Source organism: Roseibium sp. (assembly GCF_965232425.1).
Classification (GTDB): domain Bacteria; phylum Pseudomonadota; class Alphaproteobacteria; order Rhizobiales; family Stappiaceae; genus Roseibium.
On the sequence record NZ_OZ246971.1, the window covers coordinates 5,090,274 to 5,109,558 of the forward strand.

19 protein-coding genes and 3 tRNA genes are annotated in these 19,285 nt (G+C 59.7%); 15 read left to right on the forward strand and 7 right to left on the reverse strand.

Annotated elements, in window-relative coordinates:
• The first annotated feature begins 14 nt into the window (after positions 1–14).
• From ACO08A_RS23180 to ACO08A_RS23205, 6 genes are all read left to right on the forward strand, one after another.
• The gene (locus tag ACO08A_RS23180) at positions 15–980 is read left to right on the forward strand and encodes a cupin domain-containing protein (RefSeq protein WP_422038286.1); all 966 of its coding nucleotides are present in this window, start codon (positions 15–17) and stop codon (positions 978–980) included.
• Positions 981–1,022: 42 nt separating this feature from the next.
• Entirely contained in the window at positions 1,023–2,156 is a 1,134-nt protein-coding gene (locus ACO08A_RS23185) for a cobalamin-independent methionine synthase II family protein (RefSeq protein ID WP_422038287.1), read from the forward strand.
• Positions 2,153–2,848, forward strand: a complete 696-nt coding sequence (locus ACO08A_RS23190) for an alpha/beta fold hydrolase (RefSeq protein ID WP_422038288.1) — start codon at positions 2,153–2,155, stop codon at positions 2,846–2,848. Before ACO08A_RS23185 ends, ACO08A_RS23190 begins: the two co-directional genes overlap by 4 nt.
• Complete coding sequence (locus ACO08A_RS23195; RefSeq protein WP_422038289.1) at positions 2,845–3,540, forward strand: RraA family protein; 696 nt, start codon at positions 2,845–2,847, stop codon at positions 3,538–3,540. Before ACO08A_RS23190 ends, ACO08A_RS23195 begins: the two co-directional genes overlap by 4 nt.
• A gap of 258 nt (positions 3,541–3,798) precedes the next feature.
• Positions 3,799–6,591 (forward strand): bifunctional aconitate hydratase 2/2-methylisocitrate dehydratase, encoded by a 2,793-nt coding sequence (locus ACO08A_RS23200; protein ID WP_422038290.1) that lies wholly within the window; start codon positions 3,799–3,801, stop codon positions 6,589–6,591.
• 472 nt (positions 6,592–7,063) lie between these two features.
• On the forward strand, positions 7,064–7,861 hold the full coding sequence (locus ACO08A_RS23205) for an outer membrane protein (protein ID WP_422038291.1): 798 nt from the start codon (positions 7,064–7,066) through the stop codon (positions 7,859–7,861).
• A 61-nt stretch (positions 7,862–7,922) separates the two neighbouring features.
• On the opposite strand, the gene fumC is transcribed toward ACO08A_RS23205, so the two are convergent.
• The 7 genes from fumC to ACO08A_RS23240 form a co-directional block, all read right to left on the reverse strand.
• Positions 7,923–9,317, reverse strand: coding sequence for a class II fumarate hydratase (gene fumC / locus ACO08A_RS23210; protein ID WP_422038292.1), 1,395 nt, complete (start codon positions 9,315–9,317; stop codon positions 7,923–7,925).
• Positions 9,318–9,659: 342 nt separating this feature from the next.
• A complete protein-coding gene (locus tag ACO08A_RS23215; protein WP_422038293.1) occupies positions 9,660–10,298 on the reverse strand; it encodes a hypothetical protein in 639 nt (212 codons plus the stop codon).
• A gap of 541 nt (positions 10,299–10,839) precedes the next feature.
• Entirely contained in the window at positions 10,840–11,397 is a 558-nt protein-coding gene (locus tag ACO08A_RS23220; RefSeq protein WP_422038294.1) for a hypothetical protein, read from the reverse strand.
• A 326-nt stretch (positions 11,398–11,723) separates the two neighbouring features.
• Positions 11,724–11,799 (reverse strand) — tRNA-Thr (locus tag ACO08A_RS23225).
• Positions 11,800–12,079: 280 nt separating this feature from the next.
• A complete protein-coding gene (locus tag ACO08A_RS23230) occupies positions 12,080–12,901 on the reverse strand; it encodes a TrmH family RNA methyltransferase (protein WP_422038295.1) in 822 nt (273 codons plus the stop codon).
• A 242-nt stretch (positions 12,902–13,143) separates the two neighbouring features.
• Complete coding sequence (locus tag ACO08A_RS23235; protein ID WP_422038296.1) at positions 13,144–13,647, reverse strand: PaaI family thioesterase; 504 nt, start codon at positions 13,645–13,647, stop codon at positions 13,144–13,146.
• Between the two features lie 24 nt (positions 13,648–13,671).
• A complete protein-coding gene (locus ACO08A_RS23240) occupies positions 13,672–14,169 on the reverse strand; it encodes a MarR family winged helix-turn-helix transcriptional regulator (RefSeq protein ID WP_422038297.1) in 498 nt (165 codons plus the stop codon).
• 408 nt (positions 14,170–14,577) lie between these two features.
• Here ACO08A_RS23240 and ACO08A_RS23245 point away from each other — a divergent pair.
• The 9 genes from ACO08A_RS23245 (at position 14,578) to rpsS (ending at position 19,284) form a co-directional block, all read left to right on the forward strand.
• Positions 14,578–14,662: transfer RNA gene (locus ACO08A_RS23245), tRNA-Tyr, on the forward strand.
• Between the two features lie 22 nt (positions 14,663–14,684).
• A tRNA-Gly gene (locus ACO08A_RS23250) sits at positions 14,685–14,758 on the forward strand.
• A gap of 169 nt (positions 14,759–14,927) precedes the next feature.
• Positions 14,928–16,118 carry an elongation factor Tu gene (tuf, locus tag ACO08A_RS23255; RefSeq protein WP_422038298.1) on the forward strand — a complete coding sequence of 397 codons (1,191 nt, stop codon included), beginning with the start codon at positions 14,928–14,930 and terminating at the stop codon, positions 16,116–16,118.
• Between the two features lie 72 nt (positions 16,119–16,190).
• On the forward strand, positions 16,191–16,499 hold the full coding sequence (gene rpsJ / locus ACO08A_RS23260) for a 30S ribosomal protein S10 (protein ID WP_006936455.1): 309 nt from the start codon (positions 16,191–16,193) through the stop codon (positions 16,497–16,499).
• A gap of 22 nt (positions 16,500–16,521) precedes the next feature.
• A complete protein-coding gene (gene rplC / locus ACO08A_RS23265; protein WP_306143911.1) occupies positions 16,522–17,232 on the forward strand; it encodes a 50S ribosomal protein L3 in 711 nt (236 codons plus the stop codon).
• Positions 17,232–17,852 (forward strand): 50S ribosomal protein L4, encoded by a 621-nt coding sequence (gene rplD, locus ACO08A_RS23270; RefSeq protein ID WP_422038299.1) that lies wholly within the window; start codon positions 17,232–17,234, stop codon positions 17,850–17,852. The genes rplC and rplD overlap by 1 nt, the downstream gene beginning before the upstream one ends.
• Complete coding sequence (locus tag ACO08A_RS23275) at positions 17,849–18,142, forward strand: 50S ribosomal protein L23 (protein WP_319382503.1); 294 nt, start codon at positions 17,849–17,851, stop codon at positions 18,140–18,142. The genes rplD and ACO08A_RS23275 overlap by 4 nt, the downstream gene beginning before the upstream one ends.
• Positions 18,143–18,160: 18 nt before the next feature.
• Positions 18,161–18,994: a 50S ribosomal protein L2 gene (rplB, locus tag ACO08A_RS23280; protein WP_319382502.1), complete on the forward strand. Its 834-nt coding sequence runs from the start codon at positions 18,161–18,163 to the stop codon at positions 18,992–18,994.
• Between the two features lie 11 nt (positions 18,995–19,005).
• Positions 19,006–19,284 (forward strand): 30S ribosomal protein S19, encoded by a 279-nt coding sequence (rpsS, locus tag ACO08A_RS23285; RefSeq protein WP_148632529.1) that lies wholly within the window; start codon positions 19,006–19,008, stop codon positions 19,282–19,284.
• The last annotated feature ends 1 nt before the right edge of the window (position 19,285 follow it).

The following is a 19,285-nucleotide window of genomic DNA, read 5'->3' on the forward strand; positions in this document are numbered from 1 at the left end:
AAGCAGGTTTGGTCATGAGCCCTGAAGAAATGGAAACCCGGATCGTACGCTACGGAGACCTCAAACCCTGCCGTACAGCTTTCATCGACGCCCACACGCCTGGATCGGATCAGAAGGAGAACTTCACGATCATCGGCGGCGGTGTCTCCGAAAGTCCGGACCAGCATGTCCACATCAAGGACACGCCGGGTTTCAACATCGGTGCCGCGGGCCAGCCGCCCAAGTGCCGGAACTCGCTGCATTCGCACACGACCGCGGAAGTCTTTTTCGTGCTGAAGGGCAGGTGGCGCTTTTTCTGGGGGCGCTGGGGAACGGCGGGCGAGGTCACTCTTGAAGAAGGCGACATCTTCAATATCCCGACAGGCATTTTCCGCGGATTTGAAAATATCGGTACCGACTACGGAATGATCATGGCGATCCTCGGCGGTGACGATGCCGGAGGCGGGGTCACCTGGGCGCCGCAGGTCATCGAGGATGCCAGTGATCACGGCCTGGTGCTGGGGCAGAACGGCGTTCTTTACGACACGAAGAAAGGCCAGTCGCTTCCTGAAGGCGTCAGCCCGATGCCGCTTCTGAGTGACGAGGAACTCAAGGTTTTTCCGGAGCCCGGAAACGATGCTGTCGTGAAGGATTATGTCGCGCGCTACTGGGACATGATGGCGCTCAGCGCCAAGTCACCCTGCCGGGTGATCGGCGAGCACGGCCTGTTGAAGGACAGGCCGGGGTTCGAGGTCGACTTCCTTTCCCGCGGATCGCTTCCCGAGACGCCCTACAGCCTCAAAAGTCATGAGATCCTGATGATCGTGCGCGGCCACTGGAAGCTCGGCTGGTCCGGTGGTGAAAAAGTGCTGGCGCCGGGTGACACCTGTGCCGTGCCGCCGGGACTGGAGCACTCTCTGGTTCCGTCGATGAGCGGCGAGGCCAGCCTTTACCGCGTCATGAACACCGATGACCCGGCGGGGCCGACCTGGGTGGGATAACAACAGAGCGGGGTTGACCCGTCGAAACAACTGGGGGGACCCATGAGCAAGATCGATGTGACCCATGTCGGCTCGTTGCCGCGAACACAGGAAGTCGTTGATTTCATCTTTGCCCGGGAAAAGGGCGAGCCATTCGACCAGGCCGCCTTTGATGCCGCGATGGCAACGGCCGTTTCGGAAACCGTGCGCAAGCAGGTTGATGCCGGCGTGACGATCGTCAGCGACGGCGAGACCTCGAAGATCTCTTACGCCACCTATGTGAAGGATCGGTACACGGGTTTTTCCGGTGACAGCCCGCGCAACGCGCCGGCGGACCTGAAGCTCTACCCGAGTTTCCTGAAGCGGATCGCGGACAGCGGCGGGACGCCGCAATACGCCCGTCCGATGTGCACGGGCGAGGTGCGCTCCAAGGGGCAGGGGGAGCTGATCAAGGACATCAAGCATCTGAAGGACGCGATGGCGACACACGGCGCAACGGCCGGTTTCATGAATGCCGCGTCGCCCGGCGTGATTTCACTCTTCCTGCAAAACGATCACTATCCGACACGCGAGGCGTATCTGCAGGCCCTGGCCGATGTCATGAAGGACGAATACGAGACGATCGTTGCCTCGGGTCTTGATCTCCAGCTCGACTGTCCCGATCTCGCGCTGTCCCGGCACATGCTGTTCACAGATCTGTCGGACGAGGAATTCCTGAAGATCGCAGCAAGCCATGTCGAGGCGCTGAACCATGCGCTGCAGAACATCGATCCCACAAAGGTGCGCATCCATATCTGCTGGGGGAACTATGAAGGCCCTCATGTCTGCGACATTTCGATGGACAAGGTCTTTTCGACCCTGATGTCGGCGCGTGCGCGCTACGTTCTGTTTGAAACATCCAACCCGCGCCACGCGCATGAATGGACGGTATTCCGCGACCGCAGGTCGGAGATCCCGGACGACAAGATCCTGGTGCCGGGCGTTGTCGACACGACCACCAACTTCGTCGAACACCCTGAAGTGGTTGCGCAAAGGCTTGACCGGTTCGTCGGCATCGTCGGCATGGACCGCGTGATCGCCGGTTCGGACTGTGGCTTCGGCACGTTTGCGGGCTTCGGGGCGGTCGATCCAGAGATAGCCTTTGCAAAGCTCAAATCCCTGGCGGACGGGGCTGCCATCGCGGAGGCGCGTGCGTGACACCGCTGGTCCTGCTGCCGGGGATGATGTGCGACGCGCGGCTCTATGGGCCGCAGATCGCCGCATTGTCCGGCAGCGTTCCACTCCATCTGGCCCCCATCACGGCCCTCGACACGATCCAGGCTCTCGCGGAAGACATTCTGCAAAAGGCCCCGCCGGCATTTGCCCTGGCCGGACTTTCCATGGGCGGGATCGTCGCGATGGAAGTTTACCGGCAGGCACCGGACCGCGTCTCCCGGCTGGCGCTGCTCGATACCAACCCGCGCGCGGAACGCGAAGACGTCCGGCAGCGCCGCGAACCCCAGATCGACGCGGTACGGGCCGGCGGCCTGCGCGACGTCATGCGGGATGAGCTCAAACCCAACTACCTCGCCAACGGGCCGCTCCGGCAGGATGTCCTGCACACGTGCATGACGATGGCGCTGGATCTCGGACCCGATGTGTTCGAACGTCAGTCCCGGGCCCTGCAGCGCCGTCCCGACCAGCAGGAGAGCCTCAGGTCGGTCGATGTTCCGACGCTGATCCTGATGGGCAAGGAGGACCGGCTCTGTCCGCTGGAGCGGCATGAACTGATGCACGCGCTCATCGCAGGTTCTGAATTGACGATCATCGAGGGGGCCGGACATCTGCCGACCCTGGAGCAACCCGAGGCCGTCAACGCGGCCTTCAAGAGCTGGCTGGACATCGCATGAATACCGAGCTTCTGGACCTTCTGAAATCCGTCGACACGCCGACCGTCTGCAATGCAATCGAAGTGGCGCAGGGCAGGCGCGGCTTCAACCGTTTCACGCGCGGGACGATGCTCGCCTCCGATCCCGCGGCCGGTGCCATGGTCGGTTATGCCAGAACCGCCAAGATCTCCGCGCTGGCACCGCCGACCGAGACGGCGGATGTGATCAAGACCCGGCGCATGGACTACTACCGCTACATGTCCGAAGGCCCCCGGCCGGCGCTCACCGTGGTCGAGGACGTTGACTATCCGAATGCAATCGGTGCCTATTGGGGTGAAATCAACACGACCGTTCACAAGGGGCTCGGGCTCTGCGGGGCCCTGACCAACGGCGTCATGCGCGATCTCGGTGATCTGCCGGATGACTTTCCCGTTGTTGCCGGGTCCGTCGGACCGAGCCACGGATTTGTCCATGTGAAGGAAATCGACACACCGGTGAAGATCTTCGGGCTGGACATTCATCCGGGAGAACTGGTGCATGCCGACCGGCACGGGGCCCTGGTCATCCCCGAGGACGTGATACCGGTGCTTGCTTCCGCGATCGGCAAGCTGCTGGAGACCGAAAAGCTCGTTCTTGAGCCCGCGCGTCAGCCCGGCTTCGATTTCGAGAAATTCCAGAAAGCCTGGGCGGCATTCGAAAAGGCCAGAACCTGACGACGGGCCGCCAACGCCGATCCGCAAGGCAAGACCGCGCGCACAGCGCCGAGAGCTGTCAATTCGGCTGATTTTGGTATATTCGGTGGCGCGTCATACGGTCGGATTCGACCGCAATTGAACGCGCGTCGCGTGATCTCTTCTTGCATTCCGGCGAGAAATAGTATACCGCCGCATACAATTCATTTTATCCGGCTTCCGGCGCCTCAGGAGAGGCTGCGCCGAAGCATAAAGAAACCCCAGTTCCCGAGGACGCCCATGAGCCTGTACACCGCCTACCTTGAAGAAATCGAAAGCCGCAAAGAGCAGGGCCTGCATCCCAAGCCGATCGACGATGGTGCGCTTGTGAGCGAGCTCATCGCGCAAATCAAGGATGCCGGCAATCCGCACAGGCAGGATTCCCTCAAGTTTTTCATCTACAACACGCTTCCCGGGACGACGAGCGCCGCGGGTGAAAAGGCGCGGTTTCTGAAAGAGATCATCCTTGGCGATGCCGTGGTTGATGAAATCTCGCCGGCATTCGCGTTCGAACTGCTGTCGCACATGAAGGGTGGACCGTCCGTCGAGGTCCTTCTCGACCTGGCGCTCGGAGACGATCAGCCGACTGCGCAGGCCGCCGCCGATGTCCTCAAGACACAGGTCTTCCTCTACGAAGCCGACACGGACCGCATCAAGGAAGCTTTTGCCGCCGGTAACGAGATTGCCAGGGACATTCTGGAAAGCTACTCCAGGGCGGAGTTCTTCACGAAGCTTCCGGACGTCGACGAAGAAATCAAGGTGGTGAGCTTTATCGCCGCCGAAGGCGATATCTCCACCGATCTCCTGTCCCCGGGCAACCAGGCCCACTCCCGCGCCGACAGGGAACTGCACGGCAAATGCATGATCTCGGAACGGGCGCAGCAGGAGATCCAGGCGCTGAAGCTGCAGCATCCGGACAAGCAGGTGATGTTGATCGCCGAAAAGGGCACCATGGGTGTCGGGTCCTCGCGCATGTCGGGCGTCAACAACGTGGCACTGTGGACCGGCAAGCAGGCCAGCCCCTATGTTCCCTTCGTGAACTACGCGCCGATCGTTGCCGGCACGAACGGTATTTCACCGATCTTCCTGACAACCGTCGGCGTCACCGGCGGTATCGGCGTCGACCTGAAGAACTGGGTCAAGAAGCTGGACGAGGACGGCAATCCGATCCTGAACAATGACGGCAACCCGGTTCTGGAACAGAAATACTCGGTGGAGACGGGAACCGTCCTGACCATCAACACCAAGAGCATGAAACTGCTGAATGAAGCCGGCGACGAGGAACACGCCGATCTGAGTTCGTCCTTCACGCCGCAGAAGCTTGAATTCATCAAGGCCGGCGGATCCTACGCGATTGTCTTCGGCAAGAAGCTGCAGAGCTTTGCCTGCGAGACCCTCGGGATCGAGCTGAAATCCGCCTTCGCACCGTCGAAGGAGATCTCGCACGAAGGGCAGGGCCTGACGGCTGTCGAGAAGATCTTCAACGCAAATGCGCGCGGCGTGACACCGGGTGCCGTGCTGCATGCCGGATCCGATGTCCGGGTCAAGGTCAACATCGTCGGCTCGCAGGATACGACGGGTCTCATGACTTCCCAGGAACTTGAGGCCATGGCCGCGACGGTTCTGTCTCCGAGCGTGGACGGCGCCTACCAGTCCGGCTGTCACACGGCATCAGTCTGGGACCTGAAGGCGCAGGCCAACACGCCGAAACTGATGGCGTTCATGCACAAGTTCGGCCTGGTCACAGCGCGCGATCCCAAGGGCGTCTACCATTCCATGACGGACGTCATTCACAAGGTTCTGAACGACATCACGGTGGATGACTGGGCGATCATCATTGGCGGGGACAGCCACACAAGGATGTCCAAGGGCGTGGCTTTCGGCGCCGACTCCGGCACCGTGGCGCTTGCCCTTGCAACTGGGGAGGCGACCATGCCGATCCCGGAGTCCGTCAAGGTCACGTTCAAGGGGGCCATGGCCGAGCACATGGACTTCCGCGATGTCGTCCATGCGACGCAGGCGCAGATGCTGAAACAGTTCGGCGACAACGTCTTCCAGGGCCGCATCATCGAGGTTCATATCGGCACGCTGCTGGCCGACCAGGCCTTCACCTTCACCGACTGGACCGCGGAGATGAAGGCAAAGGCCTCCATCTGCATCTCCGAGGACGAGACGCTGATCGAGTCCCTGGAGATTGCGAAGCACCGTATCGAGATCATGATCGAAAAGGGCATGGACAATGACGCGCAGATGCTGCGCGGCCTTGTTGACATTGCCGAGAAGCGGATTGCTGAAATCCGGTCCGGTGAAAAACCCGCTCTCGCCCCCGACGCCAACGCCAAGTATTTCGCGGAGGTCGTTGTCGACCTCGACGAAATCAATGAGCCGATGATCGCCGATCCGGACGTGAACAACGCCGATATATCCAAGCGTTACACCCATGATACGATCCGGCCGATCTCGCACTACCGGGCCGAAAAGAAGGTCGATCTCGGCTTTGTCGGCTCCTGCATGGTGCACAAGGGAGACGTGAAGATCGTTGCCCAGATGCTGCGCAATCTGGAAAAGGCCTCCGGCAGCGTCGAATTCAACGCCCCGCTCGTTGTGGCCGCGCCGACCTACAACATCATCGACGAGTTGAAGGAAGAGGGCGACTGGGCGGTATTGCAGAAATACTCCGGCTTCGAATTCGATGACACGGCTCCGAAGAGCACGGCGCGTACGGAATATGAAAACATCCTCTATCTGGAGCGTCCCGGCTGTAACCTGTGCATGGGGAACCAGGAAAAGGCCGCCAAGGGCGACACCGTTCTTGCCACGTCCACGCGCCTCTTCAAGGGCCGCGTTGTCGAGGACTCCGATGACAAGAAGGGTGAATCGCTGCTCGCCTCGACACCGGTCGTGGTTCTGTCCGCCATTCTCGGCCGCACGCCCACGATCGATGAATACAAGACGGCGGTCGAGGGGATCGATCTGACCAAGTTCGCGCCGCCGCTGCAGAAGCCGCTGGACACCCAGTCCGTGCATTTCTGAGCTGGAGACGCGCAGGACTGCATATCGATTGATTCGGTTCTCCGACCTGAATCCCGGCACGAAGGCCTTCGTGCCGGGATTTGTTTTGTGCATAGGCGGTAGTCTTCTGATTCGAAAAGGCTAAATGTTTTATTTGCAGAGGCTTGGCTGGACACTTGAAGTTCCTGAATCAAGTTCGCTGCGCTTGCCGGGGCCTGACGTCAAGTCCGGAATTCGCGCCTGACGCTAGGAAAACTGGCGTGCAATTGTTGCCGGAACAAACAAAATCCAAGCGAAACGGCCATTCGTAAAGCCCATCGACGGCAAAATCCCGCCGTTGAGCGTGTGCGTCGGGTGGCTGTGACGCGGCGGAGAAGTCTAACGCTGCGTAACAATGTCCTAAATCAGACCCTCGCGTTTCCGAACTGTTAACCATGATTGTGTGTTCCTGTTCGTGAATGGAGAGGCGACCATTTCGATAGGAGAGCCTTGGATGGATCGGAAACTGAACAAATGGTACGCGGGACCCGTCGCGGGTGCGGCGTTCCTCTTGACATCAACTGCCGCACTTTCCGCAGATCTTGCGGTAACACCAGTGATTGAGTACAGCCCGTCGTGGTCCGGATTCTACGCTGGAGCCTTTGTTGGCTGGGGCTGGTCAAACGATGACGCGGACACCACGGGAACATCCGGTTTCCAGAGCCTTGGCAGCACCATTGTTCCGGGCAGCCTGAGCCTTGACGACAACGGTTTCAACGGTGGTATCACCGCCGGTTACAACATGCAGAGCGGCGGCTGGGTCTACGGTCTGGAAGGGGACATCTCCTATCTCGACTACGATGAGGCAGACTCCTTTACCGGCGTCGCGGTGCTCGGGACGCGGCTCAACACGCGCGCCGAGCGGGAAATGAAGTTTTTCGGAACGTTCAGGGGCCGCCTCGGATATGCGCCGAGCGACCGCTTCCTTCTGTTCGCGACCGGTGGCCTTGCATTCGGTCAGGTCAACTATTCGGCCAGTGTGACGGGTGTTGATGCGCCAACCCTGGTCTGGTCAGGCAGCGAGGACGAGTTCAAATTCGGCTGGACCCTCGGCGGCGGCGGCGAATACAAGGCAACCGAAAACATATCCATCAAACTGGATGGGCTTTACTACGACCTTGCCGACAGCAGCGTGACGGCGAGCGGGAACGCCGCGGTAAGGGCCGTGGGCGCGCTAAACGGCATCGACTACCAGAGTGAAACGGACAATACGGGGTTTCTGGCCCGGATCGGGGTCAACTACCAGTTCTGATCCTGAGACCTCCGCCGGCTTTTCGGCCGGCGGAGGTCACTATCGGTTGCAACGTGCCGTTTCAGGCCGGACCGATCATCTTTTCCGGGCGCACGAGCCTGTCGAATTCCGTTTCCGTGACATAGCCGAGCTTCAACGCTTCTTCGCGCAGCGACGTGCCGTTCTTGTGGGCGGTCTTGGCGATTTCGGTTGCCTTGTCATAGCCGATTGCAGGCGCAAGGGCGGTCACCAGCATCAGGGACCGCTCCATCAGCTCCTTGATGTTGTCCTCGTTGGCCGTGATGCCGGTGACGCAACGGTCAGTAAAACTGACACTGGCGTCTGCCAGAAGCCGGATGGATTGCAGCATGTTGTAGGCCATGACGGGCTTGTAGACGTTGAGTTCGAAATGTCCCTGGCTGCCGGCAACCGATATCGTCGTCTGATTGCCGAAAACCTGCGTGCAGACCATGGTCATCGCCTCGCACTGGGTCGGGTTGACCTTGCCGGGCATGATCGACGATCCGGGTTCGTTTTCCGGTAGCGACAGTTCGCCCAGCCCGGAGCGCGGGCCGGAGCCGAGCAGGCGGATGTCGCTGGCGAGCTTGAACAGCGACGCGGCGACCGTGTTGAGGGCGCCATGGGCGTAGACATAGGCATCGTGGGCGGCAAGGGCCTCGAACTTGTTGGGCGCCGTCCGGAAGGGGAGGCCGGTAATGTTTGCGACCTCGGCTGCGAAGTCTTCCGCAAAGCCTGCCTTCGTGTTCAGTCCGGTGCCGACGGCGGTGCCGCCCTGTGCAAGGTCAAAGAGCCCGTCCGAGGCTTCCGTGACCCGCCGGATACCCATTTCCAGCTGGGCGGCGTAGCCGCCGAATTCCTGCCCGAGCGTGAGCGGCGTCGCGTCCTGCGTGTGGGTCCGCCCGATCTTGAGGATCTCATGCCACTGTAACGACTTGGCCGCGAGAGCCGAATGCAGGTGCTGAAGTGCCGGCAGCAGCCGGTGATGGATCTCGCGCGAAGCGGCAATGTGCATGGCCGTCGGGAAGGTGTCGTTCGACGACTGGCTCATGTTGCAGTGATCGTTCGGGTGAACAGGCGTCTTTGTGCCTATCTCGCCGCCAAGGATCTCGATCGCCCGGTTGGCGATGACCTCGTTGGCGTTCATGTTCGACTGGGTGCCCGATCCGGTCTGCCAGACAACCAGCGGGAAATTGTCGTCGAACTTTCCGGACGCGACTTCTCCGGCGGCGCGGTCGATCGCGTCCGCGATGTCGGGGTCAAGCTTGTCCTGGTCGCGGTTGACGCGTGCGGCGGCCTGCTTGATCACGCCGAGCGCATGAACCAGCGGCAGCGGCATGGTCTCACCACCGATCGGGAAATTGATCAGCGAACGCGCGGTCTGCGCGCCGTAATACTTGTCCGCTGGAATTTCCAGAGCTCCGAAGGAATCGCTTTCAGTGCGGACGGGTGTGGACATCATGACCTCGCGGACTTGTCAGACATTGAGCGGAGCCTTGCCGCAGCCTTTCGCTGAGCACGGCGGGCATCGGATGATTTTCACACGGTTCGGCGCGACAGGGTCCTGGCGAACCATACTGCGGGACGTGATGCAGTGATACGGGAAATCGGAAGGGGAGAGGTCAAACGACCGAGAAGAGGGCGGGCGCCGTTCAGCCTGCCAGTTCATACCTTGAAACCGCTACCGTCCGGATCCGATATCTATCAGCGAGCAAGGCGCGGTTTCCCCAGGCTGGCACCACACACGAAAAAAGCGGCCCGGGAAGGGCCGCTTTCGATTTCCAGCAGTTTGGTGCAGTTGTTACGCTTCGCTGCGCTTGCGCCGCCATCCTAGGAAGCCACCAATCGCAAGAGCGCCGCCCAGAAGCGGAAGCGCTGCCGGGATCGGCACTGTTGTCGCGGTCACAACACGGATCCAGTCACCCGGTTCCGTGACCTTCATGCCGAGCGTCAGGACATTTCCGTTGATGGAGTAACCATCGTTCGAACCATCGCCTTGCCCATCGTTCTGTTCCAGGCCGCGCGCATTGAACGGTGCTGCCGCACCGCTGCCAGGGAACGGCACGGTATAGTTGGTGCCCAGAGCACCGAGAACGGAGGATGTCGCAGCCTCAAGGGTCCCCCCTTTGTCGGACATCACTCCGAGGATCGTGCCGCTGAACGTCCAATCAACACTGAAGTGGCTGATTAGAGCGTTGCCGCTGCTGTTGAGGAAGATCATGTGGCTGTTGACTGTCGTCCCAGCCGCGATCGATCCGCCGTCAACGGAGATGGCCGATCCGAGCACGACGTTCTGTGCTTCATTGAAACCCTGCTGACCGCTGTTGGTTGTCACGTCGTCGAGGACGTGCGCAGGGTTCGCGATAATTGCGGCGGCCACACCGGCGCTTGAATTAGGACCCGAAACGCTCGTGATTACAGCGTTTGCATTCGTTGCCATTACCATGCTCGCACAACTCATACCTGCGATGCACATGAATTTCTTAAACTTTGTCATCATTGGAAAAACTCCCAGCACATAAAACCGATTAACCATATTCATTAACACTGTGTTAGTCAAATATTAACTAATTTGAAATCAATTTTCGAGCATTGTTCATCGAGAAAATTGACAATAGTCACCTACGGGGGATCGCGCAGCGTCTTTGTGGACCCCTTGTCTTGTACCCGCCGTGTTTCATATTGCCGCCGCCCTCGGGACTAAAGACGCATAAAGTCGGGAAAGAGGGTCGATGGCCTTCAGGTGCAACAGAAAAGCTTCGGCAGGGTGGCAAACCCAGGCGCTTAAGAGGAGCACGATGCTGGCAAGTTCCCTCAAACCTAGTATCGAACCAGGTCAGAACTGATGGCCATACCAAACTCTTGATGTCTTGGCTGGGACCGACTCCTTTCCTCAAGCCTTGATTTCGGATCAACTCAAAACAGTCGGCAAAATCCAGGTTCCTTCGCTACATAAATTGTCTTTGAGGTTCGGACTTAACTCACGAGGAATTGCTTCTCCATTGCTTCAGATCCAACTTTCTTTCCAAGTAGTGCTTCTCTTCAATCCCCAGACTGACGTGTAGTGGTTCGATGTCGGACCGAAGCGCCCGCCGCAGATTGGTTCGCGCATCAAAAATCTTGTCAATCTGAGCTGTGGTGTAGGCTTCGGGGTTGCCTTGTCTTCCGCCGGGATTTTTTCCCAGAGCGGCCTCGAGATCTCGAAAAGCATCAATTGAGTTCCTCGATAGTATCAACTGTATCTGGCCGCTCCGCCACTCTCGCAACTCGTGCAGTCTTTTTCTAAGCTGAGCAGAATGCTCAAACTCGTGGTTGCTTGTATACTTGCGTATTTTATCAGTAATTTCAAAAGCCTGCCCGTATGTCGAAAGTCGCAACTCGAACAGCTTTGCAGACAGTTCGCGCGTCAGCTGCCGATCAAATCTTCTCCAATCAGCACGTACTTTCCGAGAAGCGACCAGAAATGAGACACCTGATACCGCGAGTGAGACGCACGCAGAAATGATCGCGGTCGTCACGGGTGCTGATAGCCAGTCCATCACCGTGCTCCTTTCAGTTTCCGAATCCAAAAACCAAGAACGATGCAAGTGCACAAAGCCAGTGTTGCCGTATTTACGTCACACAAGCTCAACACGCAATTCGAGACATCCTGAAGTCAGATTCCGATATCCTCTGTAAGCAATGAATGCTGAAAGGCGGCGCGAGGGTTCGCGCTGGGCTCCAAGCGTCGTGCACGGGAAGTCGACTTTCAAACACAATGAAAAATAAAGAAGGACATACGTGTCGCTTGGTGCCGGACAATGACACGAAGTTCTTCGTTACCCAATGTCCGGGAAAGCTAAGACGACAATAGTTTGGGAGAAACTGGTGCCGGCAGCAGGATTCGAACCCGCGACCCCGAGATTACAAATCACGTGCTCTACCAGCTGAGCTATACCGGCGCCGGGGATGGCTTCTACCAGATTGGACGCGCTTGTCCATGGTTGAAAGGAAAAAATTAACATGTGCTGCGAAAATTTCCCGCAAGCCTCTCTAACATCAGCTGAAATCTGATCGCTGCTGTGGATAATCGGGCGATTTGACAGGTGGCATTTGCCGCGGGTGCCGATTGCGCGGGGCAGCTTCACAGGAATTGACAAGCCGTTGCGCGCCGCGCTCTGATAACGTCCCGGCGACGACCCGGAACCCTTTGGGGAAACACCTGCTTTATGGGGGGCTGGACTAAAGACCCATCTTCATGCGGGCGACATAAAGCGACAGGACGGCGGCGTTGGAGACGTTGAGCGAGCGGATCGCGCCGGGCATGTCGAGCCGGGCCAGAAGACCGCAGGCCTCGCGCACACCCTGGCGGACACCTTTTCCTTCAGAGCCAAGAACCAGCACGGTCCTGTCGGTGAAGGCGGTGTCTTCGAGGCTGGACGGGCCGTCGCTGTCGAGCGCGATGCAGCCGAAGCCCTTTTCCTTCATCTCAGCGACAAACCTTGCCATGTTCTTCACGCGCACATGCTTGATCATGTCGAGGGCGCCGGAGGCTGACTTGGCAAGGACAGGGCCTTCTTCCGGCGCATGGCGTTCAGTGGTGACAACGGCGTCGGCATCAAGGGCAACGGCGGATCTGAGGATCGCGCCGACGTTGTGCGGGTCGGTGACCTGATCAAGCGCCAGCACCAGCCGCGCACCTTTAAGATGTTCCGCACCATAGGCGGGCAGGGGATCGGCTTCCAGGATCATGCCCTGGTGGACCGCGTCCTTTGTCACCATGCGGTCCAGCGCACGGGGCATCATGGTCTCGACGGGAACGTCAATGGCAACGCCACGCTCAGCCAAGCGGTTCTGCGCGTTTTCGGTGGCGTAAAGCTTCAGCCGCTTGCGGTCCTTGTTGGCAAACGCGGCCTCAACCGTGTGCAGGCCATACAAAAGAACCGGGCCTTCCGGCGGCAGACCGGGTCTGCGGGGCGCGGGCTTGCCGCCAGTCTTTTTCTTATAGAAAGGCTTCTGACCCGAACGCGGTCCGGGACGGCCAGATTTGGAGGTATCTGTCATGGCGATTGCTGTAGCGGCAAATTCGGGGGAGGGGAAGGGCGGAGGTCATCTTCTTGATGCGTGTGGCGTGAAAGAGCACCTGCCGTCCCGGCCTTGTGCCGGGACCCGTGTCATCTTGGCAAATGGCCCCGGATCGGGTCCGGGGCGGCAAGAAGGCAAGTGTTTGCTGCCTGGCGCGAGCGCGATCCGCGCTTCGGGCAGAAACAAATCGCCCGGATCAAGTCAGCCATTCCGTTCTGTCTTCAAGACGGCTTCAGGATCATGCAGCTCACCGTGCCGTGGGCGATCAACTTGCCGTCCGCGTTTCTGAGATCGCCTTCGGAGGTTGCAAGGCGCGAGCCGCGATGGACGATCCGGCCTTCGCAGATGACTTCGCCGCTGGTGGCCTGAAGCGGGCGGACCATGTTCACGTTGAGCGAGGTGGTCGTATAGAACTCGCCTAGCTTCAGCGTGGTGTGGACGGCGCAGCTGAGCGCCGTATCGATCAGGGTTGAGATCCAGCCGCCGTGGACGGTTCCAAGCGGGTTGAGAAACTCCTTCGCCGGCAGTCCGGTGAAGACGGCGCGGCCTTCCTCGAATTCCTTCATTCTTATATTGGAGTGGATCATGATCGGCGGGGCGGGCAGGTCGCCGGCCATCATGAGCCGGAAAATGTCGAGCCCGGTCATCTCCGAAAAGGCAGTTTTCGGCAGGGCGCCGATCTCGTGGGTGGTGCCGTTTTCGGTAATCGTGTCCGTGCTATTCATCGGATGTCCTTCACTCAGAAGCATTCAGCTGGTTTGTTCCACGTTTGCCGCGGCCTTGGCGTCGTTGTCTTCCAGGATGTGGACGGCTTTGCGCAGCGCGGACATATGGGCCCGGACCGCTTCGGCGCCTTCCGGGCCGAGCATGTCCGCCAGCTCCTTCTGGGCGTGCTGCCAGGCCGTGTGGATCTCAACGACCTTTTCTTCGCCTTCTGCGGTGAGCACGGGCAGGACGGCGCGTCCTGGCGTTTCCCGCCTCCGGATCAGACCGGCGGCTTCCAGCGGGCGAAGATTGCGCGCGAGTGTCGAGCGGTCGATGCCAAGATAGCGGGCAATCGCCGAGGCGGAGGGGGCGGTGCCGTCGGCAATGACCGCCAGAAGCTGTGCCTGGGTCAGTTCCAGGCCAAGCCCGGCCATGGCGCGATTGTAATGCCGCGTCAGCAGATTCGCCGTGCGCCGGGCCGCGTGGCCGAAGCAGGTTCTGCCCATTTCGGCAAAGTCGATGTCTTTCAGATCAGATGTCATTTGTTGTAGGTACAACACAACATGAGGGCTTACAACCGGAATGCGTGTGGGACGGCCCCCGAATGTGCGCTGATGCAACACGCGGCTCCTGAGTTTCGCGTCCCGGGCCGCGCTGATGAGTTGTCCACAGGCAGGGGCGATTCTTGGCTTAGTCTGAGGAAATGCATACGGAAACGGTGACATTGGAGGGCCGGGAAGGCACTCTTGGAAACACGGTAACCGGAGTGATCTCCAACGTTCGAAGCACCTGTTTCGAACGTCTTCCCGATTTTGTGCATTTCTTTGCAAAATCAGCGTTGACAGGGCAGGTCCGCATCTGCATAACACGCGCCACGGGATTGCTCGCCCCTTTCGGGCGGGTTCTCCGGTAAGCCATCCTGATCGCTTCGGCGTGAAGCAGGACGAGATGGAGGAGTGCCCGAGTGGCTAAAGGGGACGGACTGTAAATCCGTTGGCTATGCCTACGTTGGTTCGAATCCAACCTCCTCCACCATCGTACCTGTTTCTCTCGTTGTGCGGGTGTAGCTCAATGGTAGAGCAGCAGCCTTCCAAGCTGACGACGAGGGTTCGATTCCCTTCACCCGCTCCATCATGGGGCAAACCGGAGTGTCCGGAACGGAAGGCTCTTTCGCCCGGAAATCCTGACATAAGTTCTACGGGAAGCAATTCGACGCTCGCGGATCTGTCCAAGGCGCCGGAGGGCGTCCCGCCTCGAGCCTGTATCGACCGAACCGAGTATTGGACAGAGAGCGACGCCGATGGCGAAGGAAAAATTTGAGCGCAACAAGCCGCACGTTAACATTGGCACGATTGGCCACGTTGACCATGGCAAGACGACGCTGACCGCTGCAATTACGATGACGCTGGCCGAGGCTGGCGGCGCAGAAGCAAAAGCCTACGACGAGATTGACGGTGCGCCTGAAGAAAAGGCACGCGGCATCACCATCTCCACGGCACACGTTGAGTATGAGACGGAGAACCGTCACTACGCTCACGTTGACTGCCCTGGCCACGCCGACTACGTGAAGAACATGATCACGGGTGCGGCGCAGATGGACGGCGCGATCCTTGTTGTTTCTTCGGCAGACGGCCCGATGCCGCAGACCCGCGAGCACATCCTGCTTGCGCGTCAGGTTGGCGTTCCGGCTCTTGTTGTTTTCATGAACAAGGTTGACCAGGTCGACGACGAAGAGCTTCTCGAGCTCGTCGAAATGGAAATCCGCGAGCTTCTGTCTTCGTACGAGTTCCCGGGCGACGACATTCCGATCGTGAAGGGTTCGGCTCTCGCAGCTGTCGAGAACCGCGACGCCGAGATCGGCCGTGACGCGATCCGTGAGCTGATGGCTCAGGTTGACGAATACATCCCGACGCCCGAGCGTCCGAAGGATCAGCCGTTCCTGATGCCGATCGAAGACGTTTTCTCGATCTCCGGCCGCGGTACGGTTGTGACCGGCCGTGTCGAGCGCGGTGTGATCAACGTGGGTGAAGAAGTCGAGATCGTCGGCATCAAGGACACGCAGAAGACGACGGTTACGGGTGTTGAAATGTTCCGCAAGCTGCTGGACAGCGGCGAAGCGGGCGACAACATCGGTGCTCTGATCCGCGGCGTTGGCCGTGAGGAAGTTGAGCGCGGCCAGGTGCTTTGCAAGCCGGGTTCTGTTACCCCGCACACGAAGTTCAAGGCGGAAGCCTATATCCTGACGAAGGAAGAAGGTGGCCGTCATACGCCGTTCTTCACCAACTACCGTCCCCAGTTCTACTTCCGTACGACGGACGTGACGGGTGTTGTCTCCCTTCCGGAAGGCACGGAAATGGTGATGCCGGGCGATAACGTATCGGTTGACGTTGAGCTGATCGTGCCGATCGCCATGGAAGAAGGCCTGCGCTTCGCGATCCGCGAAGGTGGCCGTACCGTCGGCGCCGGCGTCGTCGCATCCATCATCGAATAATCGACAGCCGGGCCTGCCGGCGAAACTCAAGGTAACGCGGGCAGGCCCGCAGTCTTATTGGGAACAACAACAATGAACGGTCAGAATATCCGGATCCGCCTCAAGGCGTTTGACCACCGTATTCTCGACGCCTCCACCAAGGAGATCGTCAATACGGCCAAGCGGACCGGTGCTCAGGTACGGGGTCCCGTGCCGCTGCCGACGCGGATCGAGAAGTACACCGTGCTTCGCGGACCGCACATCGATAAGAAAAGCCGCGATCAGTTCGAGATGCGTACGCACAAGCGTCTTCTCGACATCGTTGATCCGACGCCCCAGACGGTGGACGCGCTCATGAAGCTCGACCTGGCCGCTGGTGTCGACGTCGAGATCAAGCTCTAAGGCGGGGTCAAGGGGACACATCATGCGTTCTGGAGTGATCGCTCAGAAAGTGGGCATGACCCGCATCTACAACGATGCAGGCGAGCATGTTCCGGTCACTGTTTTGCGGCTGGAAAACTGCCAGGTGGTTGCCCACCGGACTGACGAAAAGAATGGTTACACGGCGCTGCAGCTCGGCGCAGGTACCCGGAAAGTTAAGAATACGCCGAAGGCACTGCGCGGTCACTTTGCTGTTGCAAAGGTCGAGCCGAAGCGGACGGTGGCCGAGTTCCGCGTTTCCGCGGACAACATGATCGACGTCGGTTCGGAAATGACTGCCGACCACTACGTCGAGGGCCAGTTCGTGGACGTGACCGGCACGTCGATCGGTAAAGGTTTTGCCGGTGCGATGAAGCGTCACAACTTCGGTGGTGGCCGTGCATCCCACGGTAACTCAATCTCGCACCGCTCGCACGGTTCCACGGGTCAGTGTCAGGACCCGGGCCGCGTGTTCAAGGGCAAGAAAATGGCCGGTCACATGGGCGATGCCCGTGTCACCACGCAGAACCTGAAGGTTGTGCGCACTGATGTTGAGCGTGGCCTGATCATGGTCGAGGGTTCCGTTCCGGGCGCCAAGGGCGGCTGGATCCTGGTCCGCGACGCGATCAAAAAGGCGCTGCCGGAAAACGTTCCGGTACCGGGTGCTTTCAAGGCGTCCGATGCGGCCGAGGCTGCCGGGAAGGAGAGTGAGTGATGGAACTCCAGGTCAAGACCCTCGAAGGTGGGGCGGCCGGTTCGATCACGGTGTCTGACGAGATCTTCGGTCTCGAGCCGCGCACCGATTTGATCCACCGTGTGGTGCGCTGGCAGCTGGCGAAGCGCCAGGCGGGCACCCACAAGACGCTGAAGCGTTCGGAGATTTCCGGCACGACGAAGAAATTCGTCCGTCAGAAGGGTTCGGGCGGCGCACGTCACGGCAACAGGAAGGCTCCGCAGTTCCGCGGCGGTGGCAAGGCATTCGGCCCGGTCGTTCGCGATCACGGCCATGACCTGCCCAAGAAGGTTCGCGCCCTCGGCCTGAAGCATGCTCTGTCCGCCAAGGCGAAAGCAGAAAGCATCGTTGTCGTTGAAGACGCAAAGGCAGCCGAAGCAAAGACCAAGGCACTCAAGGAACAGCTGCAGAAGCTCGGACTGACCAGTGCCCTGGTGATCGACGGCGCTGACGTCGACAACAACTTCGCACTGGCTTCGCGCAACATCCCGCACGTGGATGTACTGCCGATCCAGGGCATCAATGTCTACGACATCCTGCGGGCCAACACCCTGGTGTTGACCAAGGCAGCGGTGTCCGCACTTGAGGAGCGCTTCAAATGAGCAAACTTCCTCACTACGACAAGATCGTTGGTCCGGTGATCACCGAAAAATCGACGATGGCTTCGGAAGAGAACAAGGTTGTCTTCAAGGTCGCCAACGACGCAACGAAGCCTGAGATCAAGGCTGCTGTCGAGGCACTGTTCGGCGTCAAGGTCATGGCTGTGAACACCCTGGTCCGCAAGGGCAAGGTGAAGCGCTTCCGTGGACGTCTTGGCCGCCAGTCCGACTTCAAGAAGGCCGTCGTAACGCTGCAGGAAGGTCACGGCATCGACGTGACCACCGGGCTCTAAGACGGGGACTTTAGAAAAATGGCACTTAAGACATTCAATCCAACGTCCCCGGGCCGCCGTCAGCTTGTTCAGGTTGACCGCTCCGGTCTGCACAAGGGCAAGCCGGTCAAGACCCTGACCGAGGGCCTGTCCAAGAAGGGTGGCCGCAACAACACCGGCCGCCTGACGTCCCCGAACCGCGGTGGCGGTCACAAGCGGTCCTACCGTCTTGTCGACTTCAAGCGCCGCAAGTGGGATGTACCGGCAACGGTCGAGCGCCTTGAATACGATCCGAACCGGACCGCGTTCATTGCCCTGATCCGCTACGAAGACGGCGAGCTGAGCTACATCCTGGCGCCGCAGCGCCTGGCCGCCGGCGACACCGTTGTTGCCGGCAACAATGTCGACGTCAAACCGGGCAATGCCGCGCCGCTGGCAAGCATTCCTGTTGGAACGATCGTGCACAACATCGAGCTGAAGCCGGGCAAAGGCGCCCAGATCGCTCGTTCTGCCGGTGCTTTCGTTCAGATCGTGGGCCGTGACCAGGGCTACACCACGCTGCGCCTGATGTCTGGCGAGCAGCGTCGTGTCCTCGGCACCTGCATGGCCACCATTGGCGCCGTGTCCAACCCGGACCACGCCAACATCAATCTCGGCAAGGCAGGCCGTTCCCGCTGGCTTGGCATTCGCCCGCATACGCGCGGTGTCGCCATGAACCCGATCGACCACCCGCACGGTGGTGGTGAAGGGCGGACCTCCGGCGGTCGTCATCCGGTTACTCCCTGGGGTAAACCGACCAAAGGCAAGCGTACGCGGAGCAACAAGCAGACCGATAAGTATATCGTCCGCAGCCGCCACGCGCGTAAGAAGTAAAGGACAGGATCGTGGCACGTTCGATCTGGAAAGGTCCGTTTGTCGACGGGTATCTGCTGAAGAAAGCTGACAAGGTCCGTGAGTCCGGCCGGAACGAGGTCATCAAGACCTGGAGCCGCCGCTCAACGATCCTGCCGCAGTTCGTCGGCTTGACCTTTGGCGTCTACAACGGACAGAAGCACGTTCCGGTGCTGGTGTCTGAAGAAATGATCGGTCACAAGTTCGGCGAGTTCTCGCCGACGCGGACCTATTACGGACATGGCGCCGACAAGAAGGCGAAGAGGAAGTAAC